The 23,248-nt window shown below is 31.5% G+C and carries 22 protein-coding genes and 1 rRNA gene; 11 read left to right on the forward strand and 12 right to left on the reverse strand.

The genetic code is table 11. From position 1 onward, the window contains the following. Window positions 1-78 (forward strand): 5S ribosomal RNA (gene rrf / locus ACYU7A_RS05765); the annotation flags it as partial. Between the two features lie 204 nt (window positions 79-282). Here the strand turns inward: rrf and ACYU7A_RS05770 are convergent. Further along, window positions 283-726: a DUF4268 domain-containing protein gene (locus ACYU7A_RS05770; protein WP_460574868.1), complete on the reverse strand. Its 444-nt coding sequence runs from the start codon at window positions 724-726 to the stop codon at window positions 283-285. A 68-nt stretch (window positions 727-794) separates the two neighbouring features. On the opposite strand from ACYU7A_RS05770, the gene ACYU7A_RS05775 reads away from it, so the two are divergent. Together ACYU7A_RS05775 and ACYU7A_RS05780 are read left to right on the forward strand one after the other, a co-directional pair. After that, window positions 795-1,433, forward strand: coding sequence for an NUDIX hydrolase (locus ACYU7A_RS05775; protein WP_460574870.1), 639 nt, complete (start codon window positions 795-797; stop codon window positions 1,431-1,433). 45 nt (window positions 1,434-1,478) lie between these two features. Then, window positions 1,479-2,288, forward strand: coding sequence for a lysophospholipid acyltransferase family protein (locus ACYU7A_RS05780; RefSeq protein WP_460574872.1), 810 nt, complete (start codon window positions 1,479-1,481; stop codon window positions 2,286-2,288). Window positions 2,289-2,321: 33 nt separating this feature from the next. On the opposite strand, the gene ACYU7A_RS05785 is transcribed toward ACYU7A_RS05780, so the two are convergent. Beyond that, window positions 2,322-2,945 carry a hypothetical protein gene (locus ACYU7A_RS05785; RefSeq protein WP_460574874.1) on the reverse strand — a complete coding sequence of 208 codons (624 nt, stop codon included), beginning with the start codon at window positions 2,943-2,945 and terminating at the stop codon, window positions 2,322-2,324. Between the two features lie 4 nt (window positions 2,946-2,949). Beyond that, window positions 2,950-3,444 (reverse strand): RNA polymerase sigma factor, encoded by a 495-nt coding sequence (locus tag ACYU7A_RS05790; RefSeq protein ID WP_344817378.1) that lies wholly within the window; start codon window positions 3,442-3,444, stop codon window positions 2,950-2,952. A gap of 336 nt (window positions 3,445-3,780) precedes the next feature. Here ACYU7A_RS05790 and ACYU7A_RS05795 point away from each other — a divergent pair, with 336 nt between their 5' ends. Beyond that, a complete protein-coding gene (locus tag ACYU7A_RS05795; RefSeq protein ID WP_460574878.1) occupies window positions 3,781-5,085 on the forward strand; it encodes an NAD(P)/FAD-dependent oxidoreductase in 1,305 nt (434 codons plus the stop codon). Window positions 5,086-5,191: 106 nt separating this feature from the next. Here ACYU7A_RS05795 and ACYU7A_RS05800 read toward each other — a convergent pair whose 3' ends face one another. Further along, entirely contained in the window at window positions 5,192-6,253 is a 1,062-nt protein-coding gene (locus ACYU7A_RS05800) for a DUF3810 domain-containing protein (RefSeq protein ID WP_460574880.1), read from the reverse strand. A 168-nt stretch (window positions 6,254-6,421) separates the two neighbouring features. Here ACYU7A_RS05800 and ACYU7A_RS05805 point away from each other — a divergent pair, with 168 nt between their 5' ends. After that, window positions 6,422-7,885 carry an aminoacyl-histidine dipeptidase gene (locus ACYU7A_RS05805; protein WP_460574882.1) on the forward strand — a complete coding sequence of 488 codons (1,464 nt, stop codon included), beginning with the start codon at window positions 6,422-6,424 and terminating at the stop codon, window positions 7,883-7,885. 133 nt (window positions 7,886-8,018) lie between these two features. Here ACYU7A_RS05805 and ACYU7A_RS05810 read toward each other — a convergent pair whose 3' ends face one another. The 6 genes from ACYU7A_RS05810 to ACYU7A_RS05835 form a co-directional block, all read right to left on the reverse strand. After that, the gene (locus ACYU7A_RS05810; protein ID WP_460574884.1) at window positions 8,019-8,309 is read right to left on the reverse strand and encodes a hypothetical protein; all 291 of its coding nucleotides are present in this window, start codon (window positions 8,307-8,309) and stop codon (window positions 8,019-8,021) included. A gap of 75 nt (window positions 8,310-8,384) precedes the next feature. Continuing rightward, a complete protein-coding gene (locus ACYU7A_RS05815; RefSeq protein WP_460574886.1) occupies window positions 8,385-8,819 on the reverse strand; it encodes a hypothetical protein in 435 nt (144 codons plus the stop codon). 100 nt (window positions 8,820-8,919) lie between these two features. After that, on the reverse strand, window positions 8,920-9,468 hold the full coding sequence (locus tag ACYU7A_RS05820) for a PepSY-associated TM helix domain-containing protein (RefSeq protein ID WP_460574888.1): 549 nt from the start codon (window positions 9,466-9,468) through the stop codon (window positions 8,920-8,922). A 4-nt stretch (window positions 9,469-9,472) separates the two neighbouring features. Next, a complete protein-coding gene (locus ACYU7A_RS05825; protein ID WP_460574890.1) occupies window positions 9,473-11,674 on the reverse strand; it encodes a TonB-dependent siderophore receptor in 2,202 nt (733 codons plus the stop codon). Between the two features lie 195 nt (window positions 11,675-11,869). Next, window positions 11,870-12,373: a DUF6265 family protein gene (locus tag ACYU7A_RS05830; protein WP_460574892.1), complete on the reverse strand. Its 504-nt coding sequence runs from the start codon at window positions 12,371-12,373 to the stop codon at window positions 11,870-11,872. 6 nt (window positions 12,374-12,379) lie between these two features. Next, window positions 12,380-12,889 carry a DUF6265 family protein gene (locus ACYU7A_RS05835; RefSeq protein ID WP_460574894.1) on the reverse strand — a complete coding sequence of 170 codons (510 nt, stop codon included), beginning with the start codon at window positions 12,887-12,889 and terminating at the stop codon, window positions 12,380-12,382. A gap of 101 nt (window positions 12,890-12,990) precedes the next feature. Here ACYU7A_RS05835 and prfA point away from each other — a divergent pair, with 101 nt between their 5' ends. The 3 genes from prfA (at window position 12,991) to ACYU7A_RS05850 (ending at window position 15,839) form a co-directional block, all read left to right on the forward strand. Continuing rightward, complete coding sequence (prfA, locus tag ACYU7A_RS05840; protein ID WP_460574896.1) at window positions 12,991-14,064, forward strand: peptide chain release factor 1; 1,074 nt, start codon at window positions 12,991-12,993, stop codon at window positions 14,062-14,064. A gap of 174 nt (window positions 14,065-14,238) precedes the next feature. Next, on the forward strand, window positions 14,239-15,060 hold the full coding sequence (gene pyrF / locus ACYU7A_RS05845; protein ID WP_460574898.1) for an orotidine-5'-phosphate decarboxylase: 822 nt from the start codon (window positions 14,239-14,241) through the stop codon (window positions 15,058-15,060). Then, window positions 15,057-15,839, forward strand: a complete 783-nt coding sequence (locus ACYU7A_RS05850; protein ID WP_460574900.1) for an alpha/beta fold hydrolase — start codon at window positions 15,057-15,059, stop codon at window positions 15,837-15,839. The genes pyrF and ACYU7A_RS05850 overlap by 4 nt, the downstream gene beginning before the upstream one ends. Window positions 15,840-16,032: 193 nt before the next feature. Here the strand turns inward: ACYU7A_RS05850 and ACYU7A_RS05855 are convergent, their stop codons facing one another. After that, window positions 16,033-16,743, reverse strand: a complete 711-nt coding sequence (locus tag ACYU7A_RS05855; protein WP_460574902.1) for a DUF4197 domain-containing protein — start codon at window positions 16,741-16,743, stop codon at window positions 16,033-16,035. Window positions 16,744-16,977: 234 nt separating this feature from the next. On the opposite strand from ACYU7A_RS05855, the gene ACYU7A_RS05860 reads away from it, so the two are divergent. From ACYU7A_RS05860 to ACYU7A_RS05870, 3 genes are all read left to right on the forward strand, one after another. Next, window positions 16,978-20,406 carry a methylmalonyl-CoA mutase family protein gene (locus ACYU7A_RS05860; protein ID WP_460574904.1) on the forward strand — a complete coding sequence of 1,143 codons (3,429 nt, stop codon included), beginning with the start codon at window positions 16,978-16,980 and terminating at the stop codon, window positions 20,404-20,406. Window positions 20,407-20,591: 185 nt separating this feature from the next. Next, window positions 20,592-22,166 carry a T9SS type A sorting domain-containing protein gene (locus tag ACYU7A_RS05865; RefSeq protein ID WP_460574906.1) on the forward strand — a complete coding sequence of 525 codons (1,575 nt, stop codon included), beginning with the start codon at window positions 20,592-20,594 and terminating at the stop codon, window positions 22,164-22,166. Window positions 22,167-22,233: 67 nt separating this feature from the next. Beyond that, on the forward strand, window positions 22,234-22,710 hold the full coding sequence (locus ACYU7A_RS05870; RefSeq protein WP_460574908.1) for a GyrI-like domain-containing protein: 477 nt from the start codon (window positions 22,234-22,236) through the stop codon (window positions 22,708-22,710). Here the strand turns inward: ACYU7A_RS05870 and ACYU7A_RS05875 are convergent. Continuing rightward, window positions 22,699-23,142, reverse strand: coding sequence for a hypothetical protein (locus ACYU7A_RS05875; RefSeq protein ID WP_460574910.1), 444 nt, complete (start codon window positions 23,140-23,142; stop codon window positions 22,699-22,701). The two genes, ACYU7A_RS05870 and ACYU7A_RS05875, sit on opposite strands and share 12 nt — an antisense overlap. Window positions 23,143-23,248 lie beyond the last annotated feature (106 nt).

Raw genomic sequence — 23,248 nt, forward strand, 5'->3', positions numbered from 1 at the left:
CCCATTCCGAACAGAGAAGTTAAGCCCGATTGCGCAGATGGTACTGCATAACTGTGGGAGAGTATGTCGCCGCCTTCTTTTTGAAAACCTCTATCATTTATTTGATAGAGGTTTTTTGTTTTATAAAAAGTTTTAGGAAAGTTACATAGTTGTTATGGAATCACATATTTTGGATAACGCTAAATCGCGTGAGTGATAGAAGCGGCATCCTTTTCTTTTTTTCTTAAAAAAGAAAAGATATAGCGGATAGCACGACCCTTGGGGCACGCCATAAAAATTATACTAAGTATTGGTTTCTAAGTCTTTGATGTACTCTTCGTATTCGAAAAAGAAGGTTTCAAATTGTGACATAGTTTCACTAAAAAAATCGAATATTTCGTTCCAAGTATTTTTATTGTTTAAACTGACATTAAGTTTTTCAACCCATATTCTACTTATTATTTTGCCATTTTCTAAATAATGATTTCTTTCTAAAATTGCATCCGGTAAATATTCTTCTAGTAGTATGTTTTTAAGTGATTCTATTTTTTCAAAATATATTTTTCTTTTTTCTTCTTCTTTTGGCTCTATATCTAATAAGACTTGAGCTTTTTTGTTGTCTACATAGAATTTAAAAGTAACATCTTTTATCTTAGTATCATATAAAAGCCATTTTCTTGGATATGCTTCTGCAAATTGTACCCAAAATTCTTTTTTAATCTTTAAACTTTCTTCTTTACTGTACATGTAGAATTTATTTTTTGGGTTTGTTGTTGTTTTTTTGGTAAATTTATAAATAATTAGAACTATTAACTATGAATTTTGATTTGTTTTTTAAGGCTATTCCAAATGTTTTGAATGTAGATTTACCTTCAACTTCTTCACATGTTAAAATGGCGCCTTTGGAAAGAGTTAAAATGATGGAGGAAAATAGTTATAATCTTAGTTCGGTAAGAAAAGCTGCTGTAATGATGTTGTTTTATCCTAAAAATGAAGTTACGCATTTAGTATTAATTGTAAGAAATTCATATCCAGGAGTTCATTCTTCGCAGATTGCTTTTCCGGGTGGTAAGGTTGAAGAGATTGATTTTGACTTAAAACAAACTGCTTTGCGAGAAACTTATGAGGAAATAGGTATTCATCCAAATGATATTGATGTTATTAGAGATTTTTCATCTATTTATATTCCGCCAAGTAATTTTTTGGTGTATCCTTTTTTAGGAATATCTCAAGTTGAATTAACGTTTACTCTTCAAGAAGAGGAAGTTGCAGGAATTATCGAATTACCTTTATCTGCACTTTTAGATGATACAATTATGAGTATTAAAAATTTAGAAACTTCCTACTCTAAATTGATTGAAGTTCCAGTTTTTCAAATTGAGGAGCATACCGTTTGGGGAGCAACTGCAATGATGCTAAGTGAGTTAAAAGATGTATTGAAAATGGTTCTATAAATTTTAATTTTTGTATGTTTGTCGTTCAATTTTCTAATGAATATTATGGGATTATTTAAACGAAATCCTTTTGGACATATACTTTTTATCAAAAAATGGCTTATCCGAATTTTTGGCGTGATAACTCATAGACGTTATCGTGGATTTAATGAATTACAAATAGAAGGTTCTGAAATTATTAGAAGCTTACCTGATAAAAATGTACTGTTTATTTCCAATCATCAAACCTATTTTGCTGATGTTGTAGCCATGTTTCATGTTTTTAATGCGAGTCTCTCGGGAAGAGAAGATTCAATCAAAAATGTAGGTTATTTGTGGCAACCAAAAATGAATGTGTATTACGTTGCAGCGAGCGAAACTATGAAAGCTGGATTGCTTCCTAGAATTTTAGCTTATGTTGGAGCAATTACAGTCGAAAGAACATGGAGGGCTGGAGGAAAAGATGTTGCTGAAAAAAGAGAAGTAAATCCGAATGACACCGAAAATATCAAAATAGCTCTTGCCGATGGTTGGGTTATTACTTTTCCACAAGGAACTACAAAGTCTTTTAAACCTGTGCGAAAAGGTACTGCTCACATCATTAAACAACACAAACCAATTGTTGTTCCAATAGTTATAGACGGGTTTCGCCGTTCTTTTGATAAAAAAGGGTTACGACTTAAAAAGAAAAATATCCTTCAATCATTTACCATAAAAGAACCACTAGAAATAGATTATGAAAATGAAACTATCGAGCAAATTGTTGAAAAAGTAGAATATGCTATCGAGCAACATGCCTCTTTCTTAAAGGTTATTCCTGCTGAAGAAATTGAAGAACAAGAAAAACTAAATCGCCTACGTCAGTGGGAATATTAATAAAAAAGTCTCGCTATTAACGAGACTTTTCTTTTATAAATCAATTTTTTTCAATTCGTTATAATTTCTAAATAACTTACGAAGTAAAATTCCATAAATCAATCGGTAGAATAGCCAGAATAAACCAACGAAGACTAAAATACAAACGGTACAAAATGCAATCATAAAAATCATGGCATTGCCTTTTGAAGTCAATTCATGCAATTTTGGATCTACAGTAAAAACAAGTGCAAAACCAATAATCATGCTTACTACCATCATGCCTAGGTTGTACCAAACGTAATATTTTACCGTTTTTCTTGTTTTTAAAATATCTTTCATCAATTGCTTTGTTGATGTTATGGTAGATATAGCTCTATAATTTTTGTAAAACATATAGATAAATACCGCTACAACAGCATAATTAAAAATTGTTAAGTATTTAAAATACTCAATTAAATATTCACTATGTGTTCTAATAAAATATTCATCTGAATTGTAAACCAAGCTAATTCCAGTCCAAAGTAATACCTCTAAAATACTAATAATCAATATCCACTTCACAATAGAAGACGACTTCTTATGTAACATTTTATAAATATCCACTTCCGATACTTGTTCAAAAGAATTTTCGTTCTTTTTCCAGTCTTTTTTTAATAAATCCAACTCTTCCATCATAACCTTACGGATTTAATATTTTTTTCAATTTTCCTTTAATTCTATTCATTTTAACTCTTGCATTAACTTCACTAATACCTAATGTTTCGGCAATTTCCGTGTAATCTTTATCTTCTAGATACATAAAAACCAATGCCTTTTCAATATCATTCAATTGATGCACCGCTTGATACATCAACTTTATTTGTTCTTCTTCTTCGCTATTATATTCGTCTTGACTAATGAAAAAACTATGCTTTTCATATTCCACTGTAGAAACACTTCGTGTACTTTTTCGGTACAAAGTAATGGCAGTATTTAAAGCAACTCGATAAGCCCATGTAGAAAATTTGGCATCACCACGAAACTTCGGAAAAGCCTTCCATAATTGAATCGTAATCTCCTGAAACAAATCCTTATGTGCATCACCATCAGAAGTATATAACCTACAAATCTTGTGGATTATATTCTGATTTTCACGCAATTGCTGCACAAACGTTTGTTCCAAATTCTCGCTCATATATACGTTAGTAAACCTTTACTAGATTTTGTTACAAGATACGTAAATCAATTTCAATTTCAAAAGTCAAATTTTAATGCCAATTGATTTTTGCAGGAGCGAATTACTTGCGCATTTCTACAAACCTTTTTCCTGCTTTCCATTCCAAGTTTTTCTTTTGTTGCCTTCGAGTGACCTCAGGCAACAAAAGAAAAAGCTTTCCATTGCAATCAGGGCTAATGAGTAATCGTCTTACACAAAATCAGATTTTCAAACCACTAAAACTTGTAAACTTTTAAGCAACTTTTACAATCAAAAAACAACTAACTTTGTATTCAAGAAAAATTGCATTTTACAATGAACATTCCACATTCAGATAAAAAACGAGTAGTCATCATCGGTGGCGGATTTGCAGGTCTATCAATAGCTAAAAAACTAAGAAACAAAAACCTACAAGTTGTTTTACTCGACAAACATAATTACCATACATTCCAACCACTTCTATATCAAGTAGCAACCGGCGGATTAGAAGCAGGTTCTATAGCTTATCCAATTCGAAAAGTAATTCAAGAATACAAAGATTTCTATTTTCGACTAACTTCTGTAAAAGAAATTGATACGCAAAATCAAAAAGTAATTTCAGAAATTGGTGATTTAAATTACGATTATTTAGTAATTGCTACTGGTTCCAAAACCAATTATTTTGGCAACAAAGAGATCGAACGCAATTCCATGTCAATGAAAACCATTCCACAATCATTGAACATCCGTAGTTTAATTCTTGAAAATTTTGAACAAGCCGTTTTAACAACAAATGAAGCCGATAAAAATGCTCTAATAAACTTTGTTCTAGTAGGCGCAGGACCTACAGGAGTAGAGCTTGCAGGCGCACTTGCCGAAATGAAAAGAGCCATTCTCCAAAAAGATTATCCCGATTTAGATATTTCTAAAATGGAAATCAATCTTATTCAAAGTGGCGACCGAGTTTTAAACACGATGTCTGAAAAATCTTCTGAAGCAGCCGAAAAATTCTTGGTTGATTTAGGTGTAATTGTCCACAAAAACGTTCGAGTAACCAATTACGACGGAAGAACCATCACAACCAACTCTGATTTGACATTTGAAACCGCAACCGTTATTTGGACAGCAGGTGTTCAAGGTGCTGCCATTCACGGATTGGATTCAAAATCTCTTGTAGAACGTGTAGAACGCATTCGAGTAAACCAATACAATCAAGTAGTTGGTTATGATAATATTTTTGCCATTGGTGATATTGCCTCAATGGAAAGCGAAAAATATCCGCAAGGTCATCCTATGATGGCGCAACCAGCATTACAACAAGGTGCTTTATTGGGAGAAAATTTAGTAAAATTACTAGCCAACAAACCTATGAAACCCTTCGAATACAACGATAAAGGTTCCATGGCAACCATTGGAAGAAATCTTGCCGTTGTAGATTTACCAAAATACCATTTCAACGGAGTTTTCGCTTGGTTTGTTTGGATGTTTGTACATTTATTTTCACTAATCGGATTCAAAAATAAAGCCGTAGTTTTCCTAAATTGGGTTTACAACTATGTTCGTTTTGACCGTGAAGGAAGATTAATCGTCAGACCTTTTAAAAAGAGAAGTTTTGTGACTTTCACAAGTGATGAAGTTTAAATTATATTCCTGCAAGGTTTCCAAAACCTTGTAGGTATTTGTTTTTCACTAGCATTTTTAGAATCAGTGTAAATCTTTAAAATCCGTTAAATCTGTGGCAAAATAATTAAAGAGTTTCAGTTTTATAATAATTAATCAACAAATCCACATATTTACTATAACTTTCCAAGCCATCTTTTTGCTGATTCATTTTTAAAAATTGATCATAAAAAGCGTGAAATCCTTTGTCGATTATTGTATCATAACTTTTCCAAAAAGCTTCACTTTCTTTATAGTTTTCAATAATTCCAGGATTGATTTTGTTTTTGTAATACTCAAATTTTGATTCGCTTTTCATACCAATACTGTTCAAGCAATAACGTAACGCATATTGATAAGCAGAATATTGAAAATACAAATCGTCGTTTTTTACACTTGCTAAAAATCCAATAAAATTGCATTCGCTTTCACTTGCAAAACCCATTTGATGCGCCATTTCGTGATTAATTGTCATCGGAAAACCAACCATCGGAATTTTATCATTCACTTGAGCTTCATTCGTAAACGGATTCAAATAACCTCCAAATCCCATATATGTCAACGGCAAACTAAACAACGATTTTTTTCTACTAGGAATTTCATATTTGAAAAAAGCATATTGATTTCCCAAATTAGCATATCCATTTTGTGTCATTTTGAAAATAGAATCTTGCGAATACGGAACGCTAACTTTCAGGTTTTTATCATTCGTAATTTTAAAATGGATTTCATTGGTTTTAGAAATTAATTTTGCAGTAAAACGATACAAATCATCATCAGAATATTCGCGTTGAATACTCATTTTTTCAAATAACGGAACTCGGTAATAATTAAAAGCCCATAAAAAATGAAACAAAAAATAAACCATTGACAAAACATTAATAATTTTCAATAGATTATTTTTCCATTGTAATCGCCACGATTTTCTCGTTTTCCAAAGTTGAATCAGTAAATAAATAATCAATAGTCCATATATTACATCTCCAACAGAAAAAGGAATTTTGCCCAAAAGTGTTCTTGAAAATCTAGAAATATAAACGTACAAACCATTGCTATAAATACGTTCAACCGTTTCAGGAAAAAAAGCAATCACTTTCAGAAATAGTATCTGAAATAGTAAAAATATTGGTAGAATAAATTTTCTTTTCATTAGTAAAATTAGAAATGTAAATATAATCACAAATCAATTCGCAAAGAAATTAAACTTTGTAACTTTGTGTTTTAATATTAAATAATGCAATCTGTAATTTCGTGAAATTTCCGCATTAAATTAATTCGTGAAAATTCGTGCAATTCGTGTCTAACAAACTAAAATATAATGAGCCAAGAAATTAGAAACCTTGAACCAAAAGCACTTTGGAACAAGTTTGCCGACCTAAACGCAGTACCACGTCCATCTAAAAAAGAAGAACGTGTAATTGAGTTTATGAAAAACTTCGGAACCACTTTAGGATTAGAAACTTTTGAAGATGAAATCCGAAATGTAATCATCCGTAAACCAGCGACTCCAGGAATGGAAAACCGCAAAACCATTGTTCTACAAGGACATTTGGATATGGTACATCAAAAAAATAACGATACCAATTTCGATTTCTTAACACAAGGAATTGATATGTTCGTTGATGGTGATTGGGTAAAAGCAAAAGGAACAACACTTGGTGCCGATAACGGACTTGGAGTTGCCGCAATTATGGCAATTTTGGAAAGTAAAGACATTCCGCATCCTGCTATTGACGCTCTTTTTACCATTGATGAAGAAACCGGAATGACCGGTGCTTTAAACCTAAAAGGAGGTGTTTTAAAAGGAGAAATTCTTTTAAATCTTGATACAGAAGAAGACGACGAAATTGACATTGGTTGTGCTGGTGGCGTTGATGTTACGGCTACAAGAAGTTATAACGAAGAAGAAACTCCAGAAGGTTCTGTAGGTTACACCATTACTGTTAAAGGGTTAAATGGCGGACATTCTGGAATGGATATTCATAAAGGTTTGGGTAATGCTAACAAAATCATGAACCGACTTTTATTTGACGGTTTTGAGAATTTCGGACTTCAAATTGCTGAAATTTCTGGAGGAAGTTTGCGTAATGCTATTCCTAGAGAAAGTGTTGCTAAGGTAATTGTTGCGGCTATGTATGACGAAGCTTTTGTGTTTGATATGCAAGAAGTGATTAGTGACATTAAAGCCGAATTTAAAGTAATGGAACCAAATTTGACTATCGAAATTGTAAAGTCAGATTTGCCTGCAAAAGTAATGGATTTAGGCGTTCAAGAAGGTTTACTTCGCTCAATTTATGCTGCTCACAATGGCGTTTACCGAATGAGTCCAGATATGGAAGATTTGGTAGAAACTTCTAATAATATTGCGAGAGTTATCGTAAAAGATAGCGAAATTTCGATTCAAAATTTAACACGTTCATCAGTTGAAAGTTCTAAATTTGATTTAGCAAATGCATTGCGTTCAGCTTACGAATTGTTTGGTTGCGAAGTTGAATTTGGCGGAAGCTATCCAGGTTGGACACCAAATCCCAAATCGGAAATATTAGATGTTTTGACTTCTATTTATGAAAAACAAAACGGCGATAAACCAAAAGTTGTAGCTTGTCACGCAGGTTTAGAATGTGGAATTTTAGGAACGAATTATCCTGGAATGGACATGATTTCTTTCGGACCAACAATTCACGGTGCGCATTCTCCAGATGAAAGAGCCAGTATTTCGTCTTCACAAAAGTTTTGGAAATTCTTGTTGGAGATTTTAGCGAATATTCCTGAAAGAAAATAGAGAAAAGAAAAAAGAAGATAGAAACCTCGTTTAGAAATAGACGAGGTTTTTAATATCAATATCAAGAGAATTTTTTTAACACAAAAGTCACAAAAGAAGATCAAAAACTTTTGTGACTTTTGTGTTTATTTTTTTAAGTACCAGCAATTGGACTACCAAAAATGCCTACAGCAAGTTCTGCCCAAAGCAAGAATAATAAAAGTAAAATAATTCCGGAAAGAAGTATTCGATGTTTGGTGCTTTTTACTTTTCGTAGAACAAATTCAATTACCAAACTCGTACCAAAAAGTAAAATTCCAGCCATAACAAAGTCCATAACCGACCAATTGACTTCATTATTGAATTGCATCGCAATCAATGGAATTAGTAATAGTAGAGTTACTATTGAAAGTAGGATTAGTATGGTTTTTGGTTTTGGCAGCATTTTTAGAATATTAACGATTCGTAATTAATTTTTTTTCGATACATTAAAAACTTATAGTTTTATTAAATATCGTTGTTATTTACATCCACTTTTTGGAAGTACATATCTTAATTGAAATGCCTCTGTTAGTCTTAAAAAATCTATATTTATTGTTTTTTTAAAAATACTATCCTCAACATTTTCATAAGTATTTGAGGGCATAAATTTGAGATATAGTTTAAATTTAGTATTAATGGAATCTCGCGATTTAATAACCTTAACTCTGTTTTCATCACCAATAGTTTTTGGTGAGTTTTTTATTTCAAAGGCTATTTTACTCATAGTGTCATAATTTTTTTTTAAATATTCTACATCAGCTGAGCGAAAAGATGCACCTGCATCAATAGCTTTAATAACTTCCTCTAAATTTTTTTCATAGATTTCTAATTGAAAATAGAGATGTTTATTTTCATTTCTTCTGTTGCATGAAAAAAGAAATATGAGGGAAAAGAAAATAATCAGCTTTTTCATAACTGCTATGATTTTACTATTTTATACTAGTATAAAGGCTTAATAAATTTACACAAATATACTAAAAAAAAGCTCCAATCTAAATTGGAGCTTTTCAACCTTAAACAAAAATCAATATTAGTAACGGAACTATTAATCCGGCTAGTGCTAATTTCCAGCCACGTTTTTTAAACGTAAATTTTCCTGCAGGAATAATGATGGCACCAGTTAGCGCAATAGTTATTAATGATAATCCAAAAATATCACTGTAATAAATCCACCAATTAGAAGTGTTTTTATGTAATTTCATGGTTTGGCTAATGATGGGCGTTTTTATAAATGTTACAATTTCACCTTTGCCAGTTTTTAAATCAATTTCTACATCATTTTTCTCGAAGGATATTTTCAATTCGTCCTCTTTCACTTTGTGACGTCTAATTTTATCATCGATGCCAAGTTGTTTACCAAGTTCTTCGGCATACTTTTCTGTGATTTCCGTATCTTTTGGAATGTTTACAGAAATAGTTTTTGTTTGAACTGTATATTTTTCAGGATGCCAATGTTCTCTGTGGTTCATCAATATTCCTGAAAAGGCAAAGGAAATAATTAATCCAATATAAAAATATCCCAAATCGCGGTGTAAGTTTCTAGCTTTTAAAGGTGAAATCATGATTTTAAAATTTGTATCGTAATGATGTTAGTACTTGTCTTGGCGCAATAGGATTAACGCTATAATTTTCGTGAACCGTGTAATTCAATTCGTTGGTAATATTTGATAATTTGCACAATAATGAGAACTTTTTCCAATCATAACCAATAGAAAAATCAATTGTTGTATAATCATTAAGCGTAATTTCTCTGTCATTAATACTAGTTGCAAATGTTGTTGGGTTTACAACTACTTGATTGTTCCAACCTCCAACACGTTTTCCAATGTAATTTCCAATGGCTCCAAAAGACAATCCTTTTAGTTTTCCGTTTGGTAAGGTATAGAAAAAACTTAAATTAGCTGTGTTTGCTGGAGTTCTTACTAATCTATCGCCAACAATAAAACTTCCATTTGTTCCAGATGTTTTGGTATATCGCATATCATTGTAACTGTAACCAGCGTTGATATTTAAACCTTCAATTGGTCTTGCTGTAATGTCAACTTCAATTCCTTTACTCTTGGTTTCACCACTTAAAACTTTTACTGTTGTGTCAGTATTAGTTGAACCATCGGCTTTGATTTCTGCTGTTTGAGCTAAATTGTCGTTTGTTATTTGATACAAAGTTACATTCAAACTCAGTAATCCTTTCCAAAAATCATTTTTAACTCCTACTTCATATTGAGCAATGATTGACGGATCTAAAACATCACCTGAAACTGTTGTTCCGGTATTTGGAGTAAATGAATCGGAGTAACTAGCAAATAATGAAGTATTCTTTGTCGGTTGGAATACCAAACCAATTTTTGGAGAAAAAGCTACGTCTTTTTGTTTTACACCATTTGTAGTTACATTCGGATTTACAGCTAAATTATGTGTTACAGGTTGCGATTCTTGCCAAGACCAACGTAATCCAGCTAAAACTTTAAATTTTTCTGTAATTGAAATTAAATCTTGTATATAAACTCCAAATCTATTTGTGGTTGTTTTTACAATTCGTGTGTTAGTGCTTTCTGGAATTCCTGTACCTTGATTGAAATTTTCAAAGTCGTAAATGTTTCCACTTCCATACGTAGTTGGATTAAAAACATATGTGTAGGCTTGTGCAAATGAGTTTTCATAATCTACACCAGTAAGTAATTGATGTTTAATTTTTCCAGTTGAGAAATTTCCCTGTAAACTCAATTGTTCTGAGGCAATGGCTTCTTCGTTTCTATTTTGTCCCAAAGGTCGATTCCAATCACCATTTGCAGCTGGTTGAATACGCTCAGTTCCTTTAAAAGTTCTTGTATAATCTTGAAATGAACTATTGAAATTTAGTTTCCAATTAGAATTAAATTCATGTTTAACTAATGCAGAAACTGTAGTTTGTTTCGTCTGCCCAGTTGACCAAGTTGCTCCCAAGTATAAATCTCGAGGCAAATCAATTATTTTTTTACCAATAATTACAGTCCCAAAATCTGGAGTCCAATCATCATGAAGGTAATCGCCTTGAAGAAGAATTTCTGTTTTTTTATTTATGGCAAACAACAAAGAAGGATTAATATAGAAACGTTCTTTCTTAACAATATCTCTAAAACTTTCTGAATTTTCGTAAGAACCATTAAAACGATAAGCTATACTTTTATTTAAAGGACCATAAAAATCTAAAGAAGGTTTGTAAAAATTATAGCTTCCTGCTTGCATGGCTATTTCTCCACCTTTGGTAAAAGAAGGTGCCTTTGTTACCATATTTAAGATGCCACCAGGAGCAACATTTCCAAATAACAAGGCAGCGCTTCCTTTCAAAATTTCAACTTTTTCAAGAGAAGAAACTTCAGGCATTGAACCACTATTTAATCGGAAACCATTTTTAAAAATATTATTGGCAGACATATCATATCCTCTAGAGAAAAATGATTCCTGAGCACCACCACGAGCCGAACCAACATAAACACCGTTAGCATTCTTTATTACATCACTTAATCTTATGGATTGTTGTTGTTCAATTATAGTGCTACCAATTACCTGAAAGCTTTGAGGTAAATCTAAAGGTTTGATGTTAGAGCGAACAACAGATGGTGTTTTTTGTTGTTTGTTGGAGATAATAACTTCTTTAAGAATTTCGCCTTTTTTCTTTTTGATGGTATCATTTTCAGCATAAAAATCATCAAAAGTTTGGGCTTCTTGTGAGGAACCAAGGGTGCAAATCAAAAGTGATAGGATTGGAAATAATTTATATTTGTACATTTATTTAGAATAATTAAAAATAATATTGTTTTAACAGTGCAAATATAAATACGTAAAATCAATCTGCAAAGTTTATTTAGATTAAATATAAATAATTAACATTTGTTCAAATTTAAGATGCTGATTTACTTAAAAATAGAGATAAAAAAAACTTGCCGTTAAGCAAGTTTTAAAATATTTGAAATAGGTAATTAACTATTTTATCTTATTCATAGAATAATTTTCAGCACTATTTTTTCCGTTTTGTTTTCCGGATATGGTTGCTATTAAACTTCCATTTTTCATAAGTTTATACTGAATTTTTTGAGGATATTCATGCTTCGGATTTTCAAAAACCAATAAGCTATCTTCATCTTTAGTCATTTGAAATGGGATAGGTGAGTCATTATTTTCTCCCTTAATTGTTGCGCTGTAAATTAAATGATCGCCATTTTGCATCAATTCCACTTGTTCATTGTGAAGCGTGTCTTTTTTGTTCTGAATGTAATAGGATAAACCAATAAATGTGCTATCGTCTAATCGTTCCCAAATTTCTCTTAGTGTTCCTAGACTATCTGTTTTTTCCCATTCTCCCAATATCCAGTTGGCTTTTTCAAGCTCTTCATAGTCTTTTATAATATTTCCATTAGCGTCATATTTTTTACATGAAACAATAGATAGTAATAGAATTGTAAGTATTGATATAGATAATTTATTCATGTTCTTTTATTTAGTTTTTTTCATTGGAAAGGTTTCACTCATTTCCTTGCCATCTTTTTTACCATAAATAACAGCAACTAAACTGTCATTTGAAATTTTTGTATAAACAATTTTGGTAGGAAAATCATGTTTTGGATTTTCGAAAGTTAACTCTTTATCATCAGATTTTGTCAAATAAAATGAAACTGGCTTTTCCTTATTTTGATCTTTAACAGAAACTTTGTAAAACAAAGAATCGTTTGATTCAAATAAATCTATTTTTTCATAGAAAACAGTGTCTTTTTCTACAATCACAAAACTTTCTCCAACAAATGAGCTATCATTTTCCGTTTTCCAAATTTCCTTAAAAGTTGCTTCTTTTGAAATGTTTTCCCAACTACCAATAAACCAATTGGCTTTTTTAAGTTGATTGAATTCTTTTTTTGTTTTAATTCCAAAAACTTCAATTTGAGATTCTTTTTTACAAGATGTCATCAAGATAATTGAAAGTAGCGTGATTAGAAGTGTTTTTTTCATTTAAAATAATAATTTATACAATATTATGAAAAAACTGCCAACTGAACACTGCCAACTGAACACTTTTTTTACTACTTTTGCACTCCAAAATACAGATTACAATGTTAGAAAGACTTCAATATGTAAAACAGCGTTTCGATGAAATTTCAGATTTGATTATTCAACCTGATGTTATTTCGGATCAAAAACGTTATGTGCAATTAAATCAAGAGTATAAAGGACTTAAAGATTTGATGGAAAAGCGCGAAGAATTGATAAATATTACTGGAAATATAGAAGAAGCCAACGAAATTCTTGCTGATGGTTCAGATGCAGAAATGGTTGAAATGGCCAAAATGCAGTTGGACGAAGCAAAAGAACGTCTTCCTCAACTAGAAGAAGAAATCAAGTTCATGTTGATTCCTAAAGATGCTGAAGATGCCAAAAATGTAATGGTTGAGATTCGTGCTGGAACAGGTGGTGATGAGGCTTCTATTTTTGCAGGAGATTTATTTAGAATGTACACTAAATATTGTGAGACACGCGGTTGGAGAACGTCTGTGGTTGATATGAATGAAGGAACTTCAGGTGGTTTTAAAGAGATTATCTTTGAAGTTACAGGTGAAGATGTTTACGGAACTTTAAAGTTTGAAGCTGGTGTTCATCGTGTGCAACGTGTTCCTCAAACAGAAACTCAAGGTCGTGTGCATACATCAGCTGCAACAGTAATGGTTTTACCTGAAGCTGAAGAATTTGACGTTCAAATTGATATGAATGAAGTTCGTGTTGACTTTTTCTGTTCTTCTGGACCAGGTGGGCAATCGGTAAATACTACCAAATCTGCGGTTCGTTTAACACACATTCCAACTGGATTAGTAGCACAATGTCAAGATCAAAAATCCCAACATAAAAATAAAGATAAAGCTTTAGAGGTTTTACGTTCACGTTTATACGAACAAGAATTAGCCAAAAAACAAGCTGAAGATGCTGTAAAACGTACTTCGCAAGTTAGTTCTGGTGACCGTTCGGCAAAAATTAGAACTTATAACTACTCTCAAGGTCGTGTAACTGACCATAGAATTGGATTAGACGTTTTTGATATGGATGGCGTGATGAATGGTAAAATTCAAAAATTTGTTGACGAATTGCAATTGGTTAACAACATGGAAAAACTGAAAGAATCTGAGGTTTTTTAATTAAAGAAAATAGAAGATAGAATAAAGAATAAAGATGCCAAGCTAGAATTAAGTTTGGCATCTTTTTTATAAAATGATGTCTTCATAAATATTTGAAGGGATTTGTGAACTTCGTGCCTTCTTTGTGTCTTAGTGGTAAAAAAAACTTTGTAACTTTGCAATCAAACAACTACAATGACAACACAACAACTAATCGAACAAATTCAACTAAAAAAATCCTTTCTATGTATTGGTTTAGATGTTGATTTAACCAAAATTCCACAACATTTACTTGAACTCGAAGATCCAATTTTTGAATTCAACAAAGCCATAATCGATGCTACTCACGATTTATGTGTTTCGTATAAACCAAATACAGCTTTTTATGAAGCATATGGAATAAAAGGTTGGCAGTCATTGCAAAAAACTATCGATTATATCAACGAAAACCATCCTGAAATTTTCACAATTGCAGATGCAAAACGTGGTGATATAGGAAATACTTCATCAATGTATGCCAAAGCTTTTTTCGAGGATTTAAATTTCGATTCGGTTACGGTTGCACCTTATATGGGAAAAGATTCTGTAGAACCATTTCTAGCTTTTGAAAACAAACATACTATAATGTTGGCTTTAACATCAAATGAAGGAGCTTTTGATTTTCAGACATTAGAAACCAATGGAAAAGAATTGTATAAGCAAGTTTTAGAAACTTCTAAAGGATGGAAAAACTCTGAAAATCTAATGTATGTAGTAGGAGCAACAAAAGCCGAATATTTTACAGAAATTAGGAAAATAATTCCAACTAGTTTTCTTTTAGTTCCTGGAGTTGGTGCTCAAGGTGGAAATTTACAAGATGTCTGCAAATACGGAATGAGTGAAAATGTTGGATTATTAATCAATTCTTCAAGAGCCATAATTTACGCATCCAACGGTCACGATTTTGCACAAAAAGCAAGAGAGGAAGCTATAAAAGTAAAAAATGAAATGGAAGAGATTTTAAAAAACAGCTTTTGATTTCCTACACAATATATAAAAACGAAAATTCTAACCAATGGGTAACTTTTGTGCACGGCGCAGGAGGAAGCTCTTCTATTTGGTTTAAACAAATTAGAGAATTTCAAAAGCATTTTAATGTATTATTGTTAGATTTAAGAGGTCATGGCGATTCTAATTCACAAATTAAAAAAGCATTTAAACAAAAATATACTTTCAAGTCAATTGCTAACGATGTTTTAGAAGTATTAGATCATTTACAAATTAAAGCATCCCATTTTGTCGGTATTTCATTGGGAACAATTGTAATTCGACAACTCGCAGAAATGCATCCCAATAGAGTGAAAAGCATGATCATGGGAGGAGCAATCTTAAAAATGAATTTCCGTTCTCAAATATTAATGCGATTAGGAAACATCTTTAAATATGTCTTGCCTTATTTGGTTCTATATAAGTTTTTTGCGTTTGTCATTATGCCTAATAAAAACCACAAACAATCTCGATTACTATTCATAAACGAGGCCAAAAAGTTATACCAAAAAGAATTCATAAGATGGTTCAAACTCACTGCTGAAATAAATCCAGTTTTGAAATGGTTTCGCCAGCAAGAGCTCAATATTCCAACTTTTTATGTTATGGGTGAAGAAGATTATATGTTTTTACCATCAGTAAGAAAAGTAGTCGAAAAGCATTATAAATCTTCTAAGTTATTTGTAATTGAAAAATGTGGGCACGTTGTAAATGTCGAGCAATCAACTATCTTCAATAATCAAGTTATCGCATTTATTCAAAAGAACTAAAACTAACTTTGCGACTTTAGGACAAAAAAAATGCCAATGATTTCACAAACACTGGCAATCTTTTTAACTAACCTAAACCAAACAAAATAATAAATCCTCATTTATTACTTTGCAAATATCTTACTTAATTCTTAATGAGTATGTTAAGATAATGTTATACTTATGTTATTGATTATTAAAATAATAGCAATTATTATTTATTATCCTGCAAAGCAAAAACTTTTTTCAATAAATCAGAGGTTCTAGAGTTTAAATCTGTTCTAATATTCTTTTCTTCCACTGAAATCATTTTGAAAACACCTTCCATAGCTTTGTTAGTTGTATAGTCAGTTAAATCAGGATTTACTTTTTTAACTAATGGAATTGAATTGTATTTTGTAATGATGTTTGCCCAAACTTTGTCAGCTCCAACTTTTGCAAATGAATTTTTAATCACAGGATTAAATTTAGCATACAAAGCTGTTGAAGTTGAACTTTGTAAGTAGGTTGTGGCTGCACTTTCATTTCCCATCAAAATGTTTTTAGCATCTGTAAAAGTCATTCCTTTTATGGCATCAACAAATATTGGAGTGGCTTGTTTTACAGCATCTTCAGCAGTTCTATTTATCGCTTTCAAACCATCATCGGCCAATTTTCCTAAACCAATTTTTCTTAATCCAGCATCTACTTTTTGTAATTCTTCTGGTAACAAAATTTTGACCATTTCGTTTTTATAGAATCCATCTACAGCAGTAAGTTTAGTTACTTGTTTATTGATTCCATTGTTTAACGCTTCTTTCAATCCGCCTGCAATATCTACATTTCCTTGTTCTAAGACGCCAGGTAATTGATTGGCTATTTGTTGCATTTCCGCACAACTAGATAAGGTTAATCCAGCTAATAAAAGTAAAATTGTTTTTCTCATGGTGTTTTATTTTCTCATATAGGTTTACAAATATAGTGCCTCAAATGTTTATTTATTTTAAAATTAGGTTAATCCTATTTTTAAAATATTTTTTTAGTTTGTAAATCAGGTAATTGCTTAAAAATGTGTAGTCAAAATGATACAAAAATCTGTTGCTTTTTTTCTCTGTAATAAAATCGTATTAAAATTATTAAATTCGTAAATTGCACTCCTAAATTTGAATAAAAATTACAAATGGAACCACAAACTCCTTATATTCCTAAAAATAAAGTAAGAATTGTAACTGCAGCATCACTTTTTGATGGTCACGATGCAGCAATTAATATCATGAGAAGAATTATCCAAGCTACTGGTGTAGAGGTAATCCATCTTGGTCATGACAGAAGCGTTGAAGAAGTTGTAAATACAGCTATTCAAGAAGATGCTAATGCCATTGCAATGACTTCTTATCAAGGTGGTCACAATGAATATTTTAAATACATGTTCGATTTGCTTAAAGAAAAAGGAGCAGGACACATCAAGATTTTTGGTGGTGGTGGTGGTGTAATTCTTCCTTCTGAAATTTCTGAATTGCACGAATATGGAATTGAAAGAATTTATTCTCCAGATGACGGTCGTGCCATGGGTTTACAAGGAATGATTAACGATTTAGTTCAACGTTCTGATTATCCAATTGGGGATAAATTAAATGGTGAATTAGCTCATATTGAGGATAAAAATCCAACGGCAATTGCAAGATTAATTTCGGCAGCTGAAAATTTCCCAGAAATTGCAAAAGCAGCTTTTGATGAAATTCATAAGAAAAACGAAACGAATAAAATTCCAGTATTAGGAATTACAGGAACTGGTGGAGCTGGAAAATCATCATTGGTTGATGAATTAGTTAGAAGATTTTTAATTGATTTTCCAACAAAAACTATCGGATTAATTTCGGTTGATCCTTCAAAACGTAAAACTGGCGGTGCGCTTTTAGGTGATAGAATTCGTATGAACGCCATCAATAATTCTAGAGTTTACATGCGTTCGTTGGCAACTCGTCAATCGAATTTGGCTTTGTCTAAATATGTGAACGAGGCAATCGAAGTATTAAAAGCAGCTAAATACGATATCATTATTCTTGAAACTTCTGGAATTGGACAATCGGATACTGAAATTATGGATCATTCCGATGTTTCACTTTACGTAATGACGCCAGAATTTGGAGCAGCAACCCAATTGGAAAAAATCGATATGTTAGATTTTGCTGATTTAGTAGCGTTGAATAAATTTGACAAACGTGGAGCTTTAGATGCGATTCGTGATGTAAAAAAGCAATACCAACGCAATCATAATTTATGGGATGCTGATGTAGAAACGATGCCAATTTTCGGAACAATTGCTTCACAATTCAACGATCCAGGAATGAATACACTCTACAAATCTATCATGGATAAAATTGTAGAAAAAACAGGAGCTGATTTAAAATCTACGTTCCAAATTACTCGTGAAATGAGCGAGAAAATTTTCGTAATTCCTCCACATAGAACTAGATATTTATCGGAGATTGCTGAAAATAATAGAAAATACGATGAAACTGCTTTAACTCAAGTTGAAGTAGCTCAAAAATTATATGGAATTTATAAAACCATTGAAACCGTTTTTGGAAGCAAACCATCGTTGACAAAAGCTGGAATCGAAGAAACTATTTTGCATTCAAAAGATGAAAGTAGAAATGAGTTTTTAAATCTTTTAGTAAAAGAATTCGACCGAGTAAAAATGAATCTTGATCCATACAATTGGGAAATCATTTTGACTTGGGATGAAAAAGTAAACAAATACAAAAATCCAATTTATAGTTTTAAAGTTCGTGACAAAGTCATTGAAATCAAAACACATAGCGAAAGTTTATCGCATTCTCAAATTCCAAAAATTTCGTTGCCAAAATACCAAGCTTGGGGTGATATTCTTAAATGGAATTTACAAGAAAATGTTCCTGGTGAATTTCCATTCGCGTCTGGATTATATCCTTTCAAACGTGAAGGTGAAGATCCAAGTAGAATGTTTGCCGGTGAAGGTGGACCAGAAAGAACCAACAAACGTTTCCATTATGTTTCTGCTGGATTGCCTGCAAAACGTCTTTCAACAGCTTTCGATTCGGTAACTTTATACGGAAATGACCCACACGTTCGTCCAGATATTTATGGAAAAATCGGAAATGCCGGAGTTTCTATTTGTTGTTTGGATGATGCTAAAAAATTATATTCTGGTTTCGATTTAAGTCATCCGTTAACTTCGGTTTCGATGACAATCAATGGTCCAGCACCAATGTTGTTAGGGTTTTTTATGAATGCTGCCATTGACCAAAACTGTGAGAAATACATCATTGAAAACAATCTTCAAACAGAAGTTGAAGAACGAATCAATGAAATTTACAAGAAAAAAGGAACAGCAAGACCAAAATACCAAGGTGCTTTACCAGAAGGAAATAATGGTTTAGGTTTAATGCTTTTAGGTGTAACTGGTGACCAAGTTTTGCCTTTGGATGTTTATAATGATATCAAAATTAAAACTTTAGCTCAAGTTCGTGGAACAGTTCAAGCCGATATTTTGAAAGAAGACCAAGCACAAAACACTTGTATTTTCTCTACAGAATTTGCGTTACGATTGATGGGTGACGTTCAAGAATATTTCATCAAGCAAAATGTTCGTAATTTCTATTCGGTTTCTATTTCAGGTTATCATATTGCAGAAGCTGGTGCGAATCCGATTTCACAATTAGCATTTACATTAGCAAATGGTTTCACTTACGTGGAATATTATTTAAGTCGTGGAATGAACATCAACGATTTCGGACCAAACTTATCATTCTTCTTCTCAAACGGAATTGATCCTGAATATGCTGTAATCGGTCGAGTTGCTCGTAAAATTTGGGCGAAAGCCATGAAAAATAAATATGGTGCTAACGAAAGAGCACAAATGTTGAAATACCATATTCAAACTTCTGGACGTTCTTTACACGCACAAGAAATTGATTTTAATGATATTCGTACAACGTTACAAGCATTGTATGCGATTTATGATAACTGTAATTCATTACATACCAATGCATATGATGAAGCTATCACGACTCCAACCGAAGAATCAGTTCGTAGAGCAATGGCTATTCAGTTGATTATTAATAAAGAATTAGGTTTAGCGAAAAACGAAAACCCAATTCAAGGTTCGTTCATCATTGAAGAGTTAACCGATTTAGTGGAAGATGCCGTTTTACAAGAATTTGACCGAATCACAGAACGTGGAGGTGTTTTGGGTGCAATGGAAACTATGTACCAACGTTCTAAAATTCAAGAAGAAAGTTTGTATTACGAAACTTTAAAACACACTGGTGAATTCCCAATTATCGGAGTAAATACCTTCTTGAGTTCTAAAGGTTCTCCAACAGTAATTCCGGCAGAAGTAATTCGTGCTACTGAAGAAGAAAAACAATATCAAATCGATATGTTGAACAATCTTCATAAAACAAGTGGTGAAAAAGTTGCAGTACAAATCAATATCATTCAAGATGCAGCCATCAATAATCAAAACATTTTTGAAAAATTAATGGATGCCACAAAAGTTTGTTCATTAGGACAAATAACAAGTGCGTTGTTTGAAGTTGGTGGGCAGTATAGAAGGAATATGTAAGCGATTTATACAAATCGTAATAAAATTAAAATAATGTAATGGCTATTAATTCGTAATTGAATTTAGTAGCCATTTTTTTTATGATATTTTGTTTAATTTGTTTTTTAAAAATAGGTGTAAATATTTTTTTTCATATAATTTGTTAAAAACTAGATAATAAATTAATTTTGAGCAAAACAAACAACATGAAAAAAAGTACTTTTATTTTATTTATTTTTATTTTTAATCAAATAGGATTTAGTCAAACTACCTACACATCTACAAATTTTGCTAATGCCGGTGATCAATTAATGGTCAGTACATCTACTCCAGCAGGATTAACCTTAGATTATGTTCAAACAGGTACAAATATTAATTGGGATTATTCAGCATTAATTCCTGTTAGTCAAGAACCGCTTATTTGGCAAAATCCAAATACTGCTGGATATAAAAATATATGGTGTTTATTAAATGGATTTATTTTTAATTGTAATTCTCAATTTAATAATAATTTTAATTTAGCTACTAAACTTACTAATGGATTACAATTTCAAGGTTTAGGTTTTACAAATGTGATTGATCATTTGAATAAAACAACTAGTCAGTTAGCTAATAAAATGATTGGAGCTCAAATTACATTAAATGGAACTACAATTCCATTTGTTGCATCTTATCAAAGTCCTGATATTTTATATCAATTTCCTATGAATTATAACGATTCCTATAGCAACCCAATTGCATTGAATGTTAATTTAAATAGTTTTGGAATTCCAATTCAATTAGGAATTAATGGTACTCGTTCAAATGTAGTTGAAGGTTGGGGTACATTAACAACGCCTTTTGGAACCTATAATAATGTGTTAAAAATAAAATCTACTTTAGTTCAACAAATTACAATTACAACTCAAGCTGGTCCGCAAGTTGTAGATCAAACTACTGTTTCCTACGAATGGTTTGATCCAGCTTATAAAATAGCTGTTCTTCAAGCAACAGGAACAATAGTAGCAAATCAATGGGTTCCAAATTCAGTTACTTATTTTGATATCCAACGTTGTTTACAGCCTACTGCACTTTTTGTTCCTGCACCAATAACAGCCGATTTTAATCCAACAACCAATAATGCTACTATATCTTTTTTTAATGCTAGTATTAATTATGATACTTTAAGTTGGAATTTTGGTGATGGTTCACCTACAAGTTCACAAGAAAATCCTGTTCATAATTTTTCTTGTCCTGGTACTAATCAAGTAACATTAACTGTTACTAATTTATTTTGCAATCCTGATCAAGTAGATACATTTACAATTCCAGTTGTAATTACCGATAGCCAAAATGCATTTACAACTAATGTTACTGTAACTACTTCAACATTAACGGCCGATAGAACTCTTGCAGGAACAACCTATCAATGGTTAGATTGTGACAATAATAATGCTCCAATAAATGGCGCTACAAGTCAAGTATTTACGCCAACTCAAGATGGGAATTATGCAGTACAATTAACTACCAATGGTTGTATAAATGTTTCTGATTGTTATCCGTTTTCAACATTAATGACTTCATATTTTAATTGGGAGAATGAAATTAAAGTTTACCCTAATCCAACCAATGGTCAAATTGTTATAAATGGTCAAGTTGATGTTCAATCTGTTGAAATTTATAATGTTTTAGGTGAATTAATTAATAATAAAGCCGATTTGTCTGGTTTTTCAAGTGGGTTATATTTCCTAAAGATAAAAACATCTCAAGGAACGACTATTAGAAAAATAATTAAAGAATAAACCTTTTTATCCGAAATATCATCTTTTAAAATCCAATAAATTGGAGAATTAAAAAATTTACTGAGTAATGACTCCTACCATAAAAACCTTCCCAACCACAAAATTCATAGGTAAAAACCTTTCGTTTACCTACGCCGATTATCGTGTTTTTGAATTATGGAGCAGTTTTATGCCTCGGCGAAAAGAAATTCAAAATACAATCGGTTCAGAATTATATAATATTCAAATCAATCCTGAAAATTTCGATTTTCAACCCAATACTTCTTTTACAAAATGGACAACAGTAGCTGTTTCATCATTTGAAAATATTCCTGATGGAATGGAATCCTTGGAAATTCAAGAAGGTTTGTATGCTGTTTTTAATTATATAGGTGATCAAAGCAATGTTGCTGCATTTTTCAACTCAATTTATACAGAATGGTTGCCTAGTTCTGATTATGAATTAGGCAATCATCCACAATTTGAGATTTTAGGTGAAAATTATAAAAATAACGATTCGGATTCTGAAGAAGAAATTTGGATTCCAGTTAAATTAAGAAATTGATATAATGGTATTTTCAATTGTTCCAATTGTTATTTTTTCTCCAATTGTTTTTTCTTTAATTGAGTTATAAATAGGTGCTTCTTCTGAAATCGCAATTACATTTTTGCCATTTAGCATAAATTGTTGAAGTGAGATTCCAATAAAAATATACAAATCTTCAGTTTCTACCAAGCTTCCCAATTCAATTTTAGTTGTTTCTTTATTTTTATAAGTTTCTAAAAAGTCTAAATTGTTTTTGGCTTGAACTAGAATTTGCTCATAGCGTAATTGCATTTCTTTAGCTTCATCTTGATGAGAAAAATCTTCAGGATCGATACTATCATTTTCATCAATATCGGAAGCGTTTTTATATCTTGAAACAGAATTCTCTATAGTACTTATAACAACGTTTTGCTCGTTGATGATGCTTTTAATAATTTCATTTTTGTTCATAGTAATCTCTTTTATATTTTTATATATACAAAGTTATAACTCAAATAATGATTGATTAGAAACCAAAATCATTGTTTAATTAGAAAAAAAGTGGTAAATAATTATA

This window comes from Flavobacterium koreense, assembly GCF_054776075.1.

What these genes read in the sequence shown, in the direction of transcription:
- ACYU7A_RS05860 (WP_460574904.1), top strand. Translation starts at nt 16,978, where the DNA reads ATGGAACCACAAACTCCTTATATTCCTAAAAATAAAGTAAGAATTGTA.
- prfA (WP_460574896.1), top strand. Translation starts at nt 12,991, where the DNA reads ATGTTAGAAAGACTTCAATATGTAAAACAGCGTTTCGATGAAATTTCA.
- ACYU7A_RS05775 (WP_460574870.1), top strand. Translation starts at nt 795, where the DNA reads ATGAATTTTGATTTGTTTTTTAAGGCTATTCCAAATGTTTTGAATGTA.
- pyrF (WP_460574898.1), top strand. Translation starts at nt 14,239, where the DNA reads ATGACAACACAACAACTAATCGAACAAATTCAACTAAAAAAATCCTTT.
- ACYU7A_RS05815 (WP_460574886.1), bottom strand. Translation starts at nt 8,819, where the DNA reads ATGAAAAAGCTGATTATTTTCTTTTCCCTCATATTTCTTTTTTCATGC.
- ACYU7A_RS05785 (WP_460574874.1), bottom strand. Translation starts at nt 2,945, where the DNA reads ATGATGGAAGAGTTGGATTTATTAAAAAAAGACTGGAAAAAGAACGAA.
- ACYU7A_RS05825 (WP_460574890.1), bottom strand. Translation starts at nt 11,674, where the DNA reads ATGTACAAATATAAATTATTTCCAATCCTATCACTTTTGATTTGCACC.
- ACYU7A_RS05875 (WP_460574910.1), bottom strand. Translation starts at nt 23,142, where the DNA reads ATGAACAAAAATGAAATTATTAAAAGCATCATCAACGAGCAAAACGTT.
- ACYU7A_RS05865 (WP_460574906.1), top strand. Translation starts at nt 20,592, where the DNA reads ATGAAAAAAAGTACTTTTATTTTATTTATTTTTATTTTTAATCAAATA.
- ACYU7A_RS05870 (WP_460574908.1), top strand. Translation starts at nt 22,234, where the DNA reads ATGACTCCTACCATAAAAACCTTCCCAACCACAAAATTCATAGGTAAA.
- ACYU7A_RS05805 (WP_460574882.1), top strand. Translation starts at nt 6,422, where the DNA reads ATGAGCCAAGAAATTAGAAACCTTGAACCAAAAGCACTTTGGAACAAG.
- ACYU7A_RS05810 (WP_460574884.1), bottom strand. Translation starts at nt 8,309, where the DNA reads ATGCTGCCAAAACCAAAAACCATACTAATCCTACTTTCAATAGTAACT.
- ACYU7A_RS05835 (WP_460574894.1), bottom strand. Translation starts at nt 12,889, where the DNA reads ATGAAAAAAACACTTCTAATCACGCTACTTTCAATTATCTTGATGACA.
- ACYU7A_RS05820 (WP_460574888.1), bottom strand. Translation starts at nt 9,468, where the DNA reads ATGATTTCACCTTTAAAAGCTAGAAACTTACACCGCGATTTGGGATAT.
- ACYU7A_RS05780 (WP_460574872.1), top strand. Translation starts at nt 1,479, where the DNA reads ATGGGATTATTTAAACGAAATCCTTTTGGACATATACTTTTTATCAAA.
- ACYU7A_RS05855 (WP_460574902.1), bottom strand. Translation starts at nt 16,743, where the DNA reads ATGAGAAAAACAATTTTACTTTTATTAGCTGGATTAACCTTATCTAGT.
- ACYU7A_RS05800 (WP_460574880.1), bottom strand. Translation starts at nt 6,253, where the DNA reads ATGAAAAGAAAATTTATTCTACCAATATTTTTACTATTTCAGATACTA.
- ACYU7A_RS05795 (WP_460574878.1), top strand. Translation starts at nt 3,781, where the DNA reads ATGAACATTCCACATTCAGATAAAAAACGAGTAGTCATCATCGGTGGC.
- ACYU7A_RS05790 (WP_344817378.1), bottom strand. Translation starts at nt 3,444, where the DNA reads ATGAGCGAGAATTTGGAACAAACGTTTGTGCAGCAATTGCGTGAAAAT.
- ACYU7A_RS05770 (WP_460574868.1), bottom strand. Translation starts at nt 726, where the DNA reads ATGTACAGTAAAGAAGAAAGTTTAAAGATTAAAAAAGAATTTTGGGTA.
- ACYU7A_RS05830 (WP_460574892.1), bottom strand. Translation starts at nt 12,373, where the DNA reads ATGAATAAATTATCTATATCAATACTTACAATTCTATTACTATCTATT.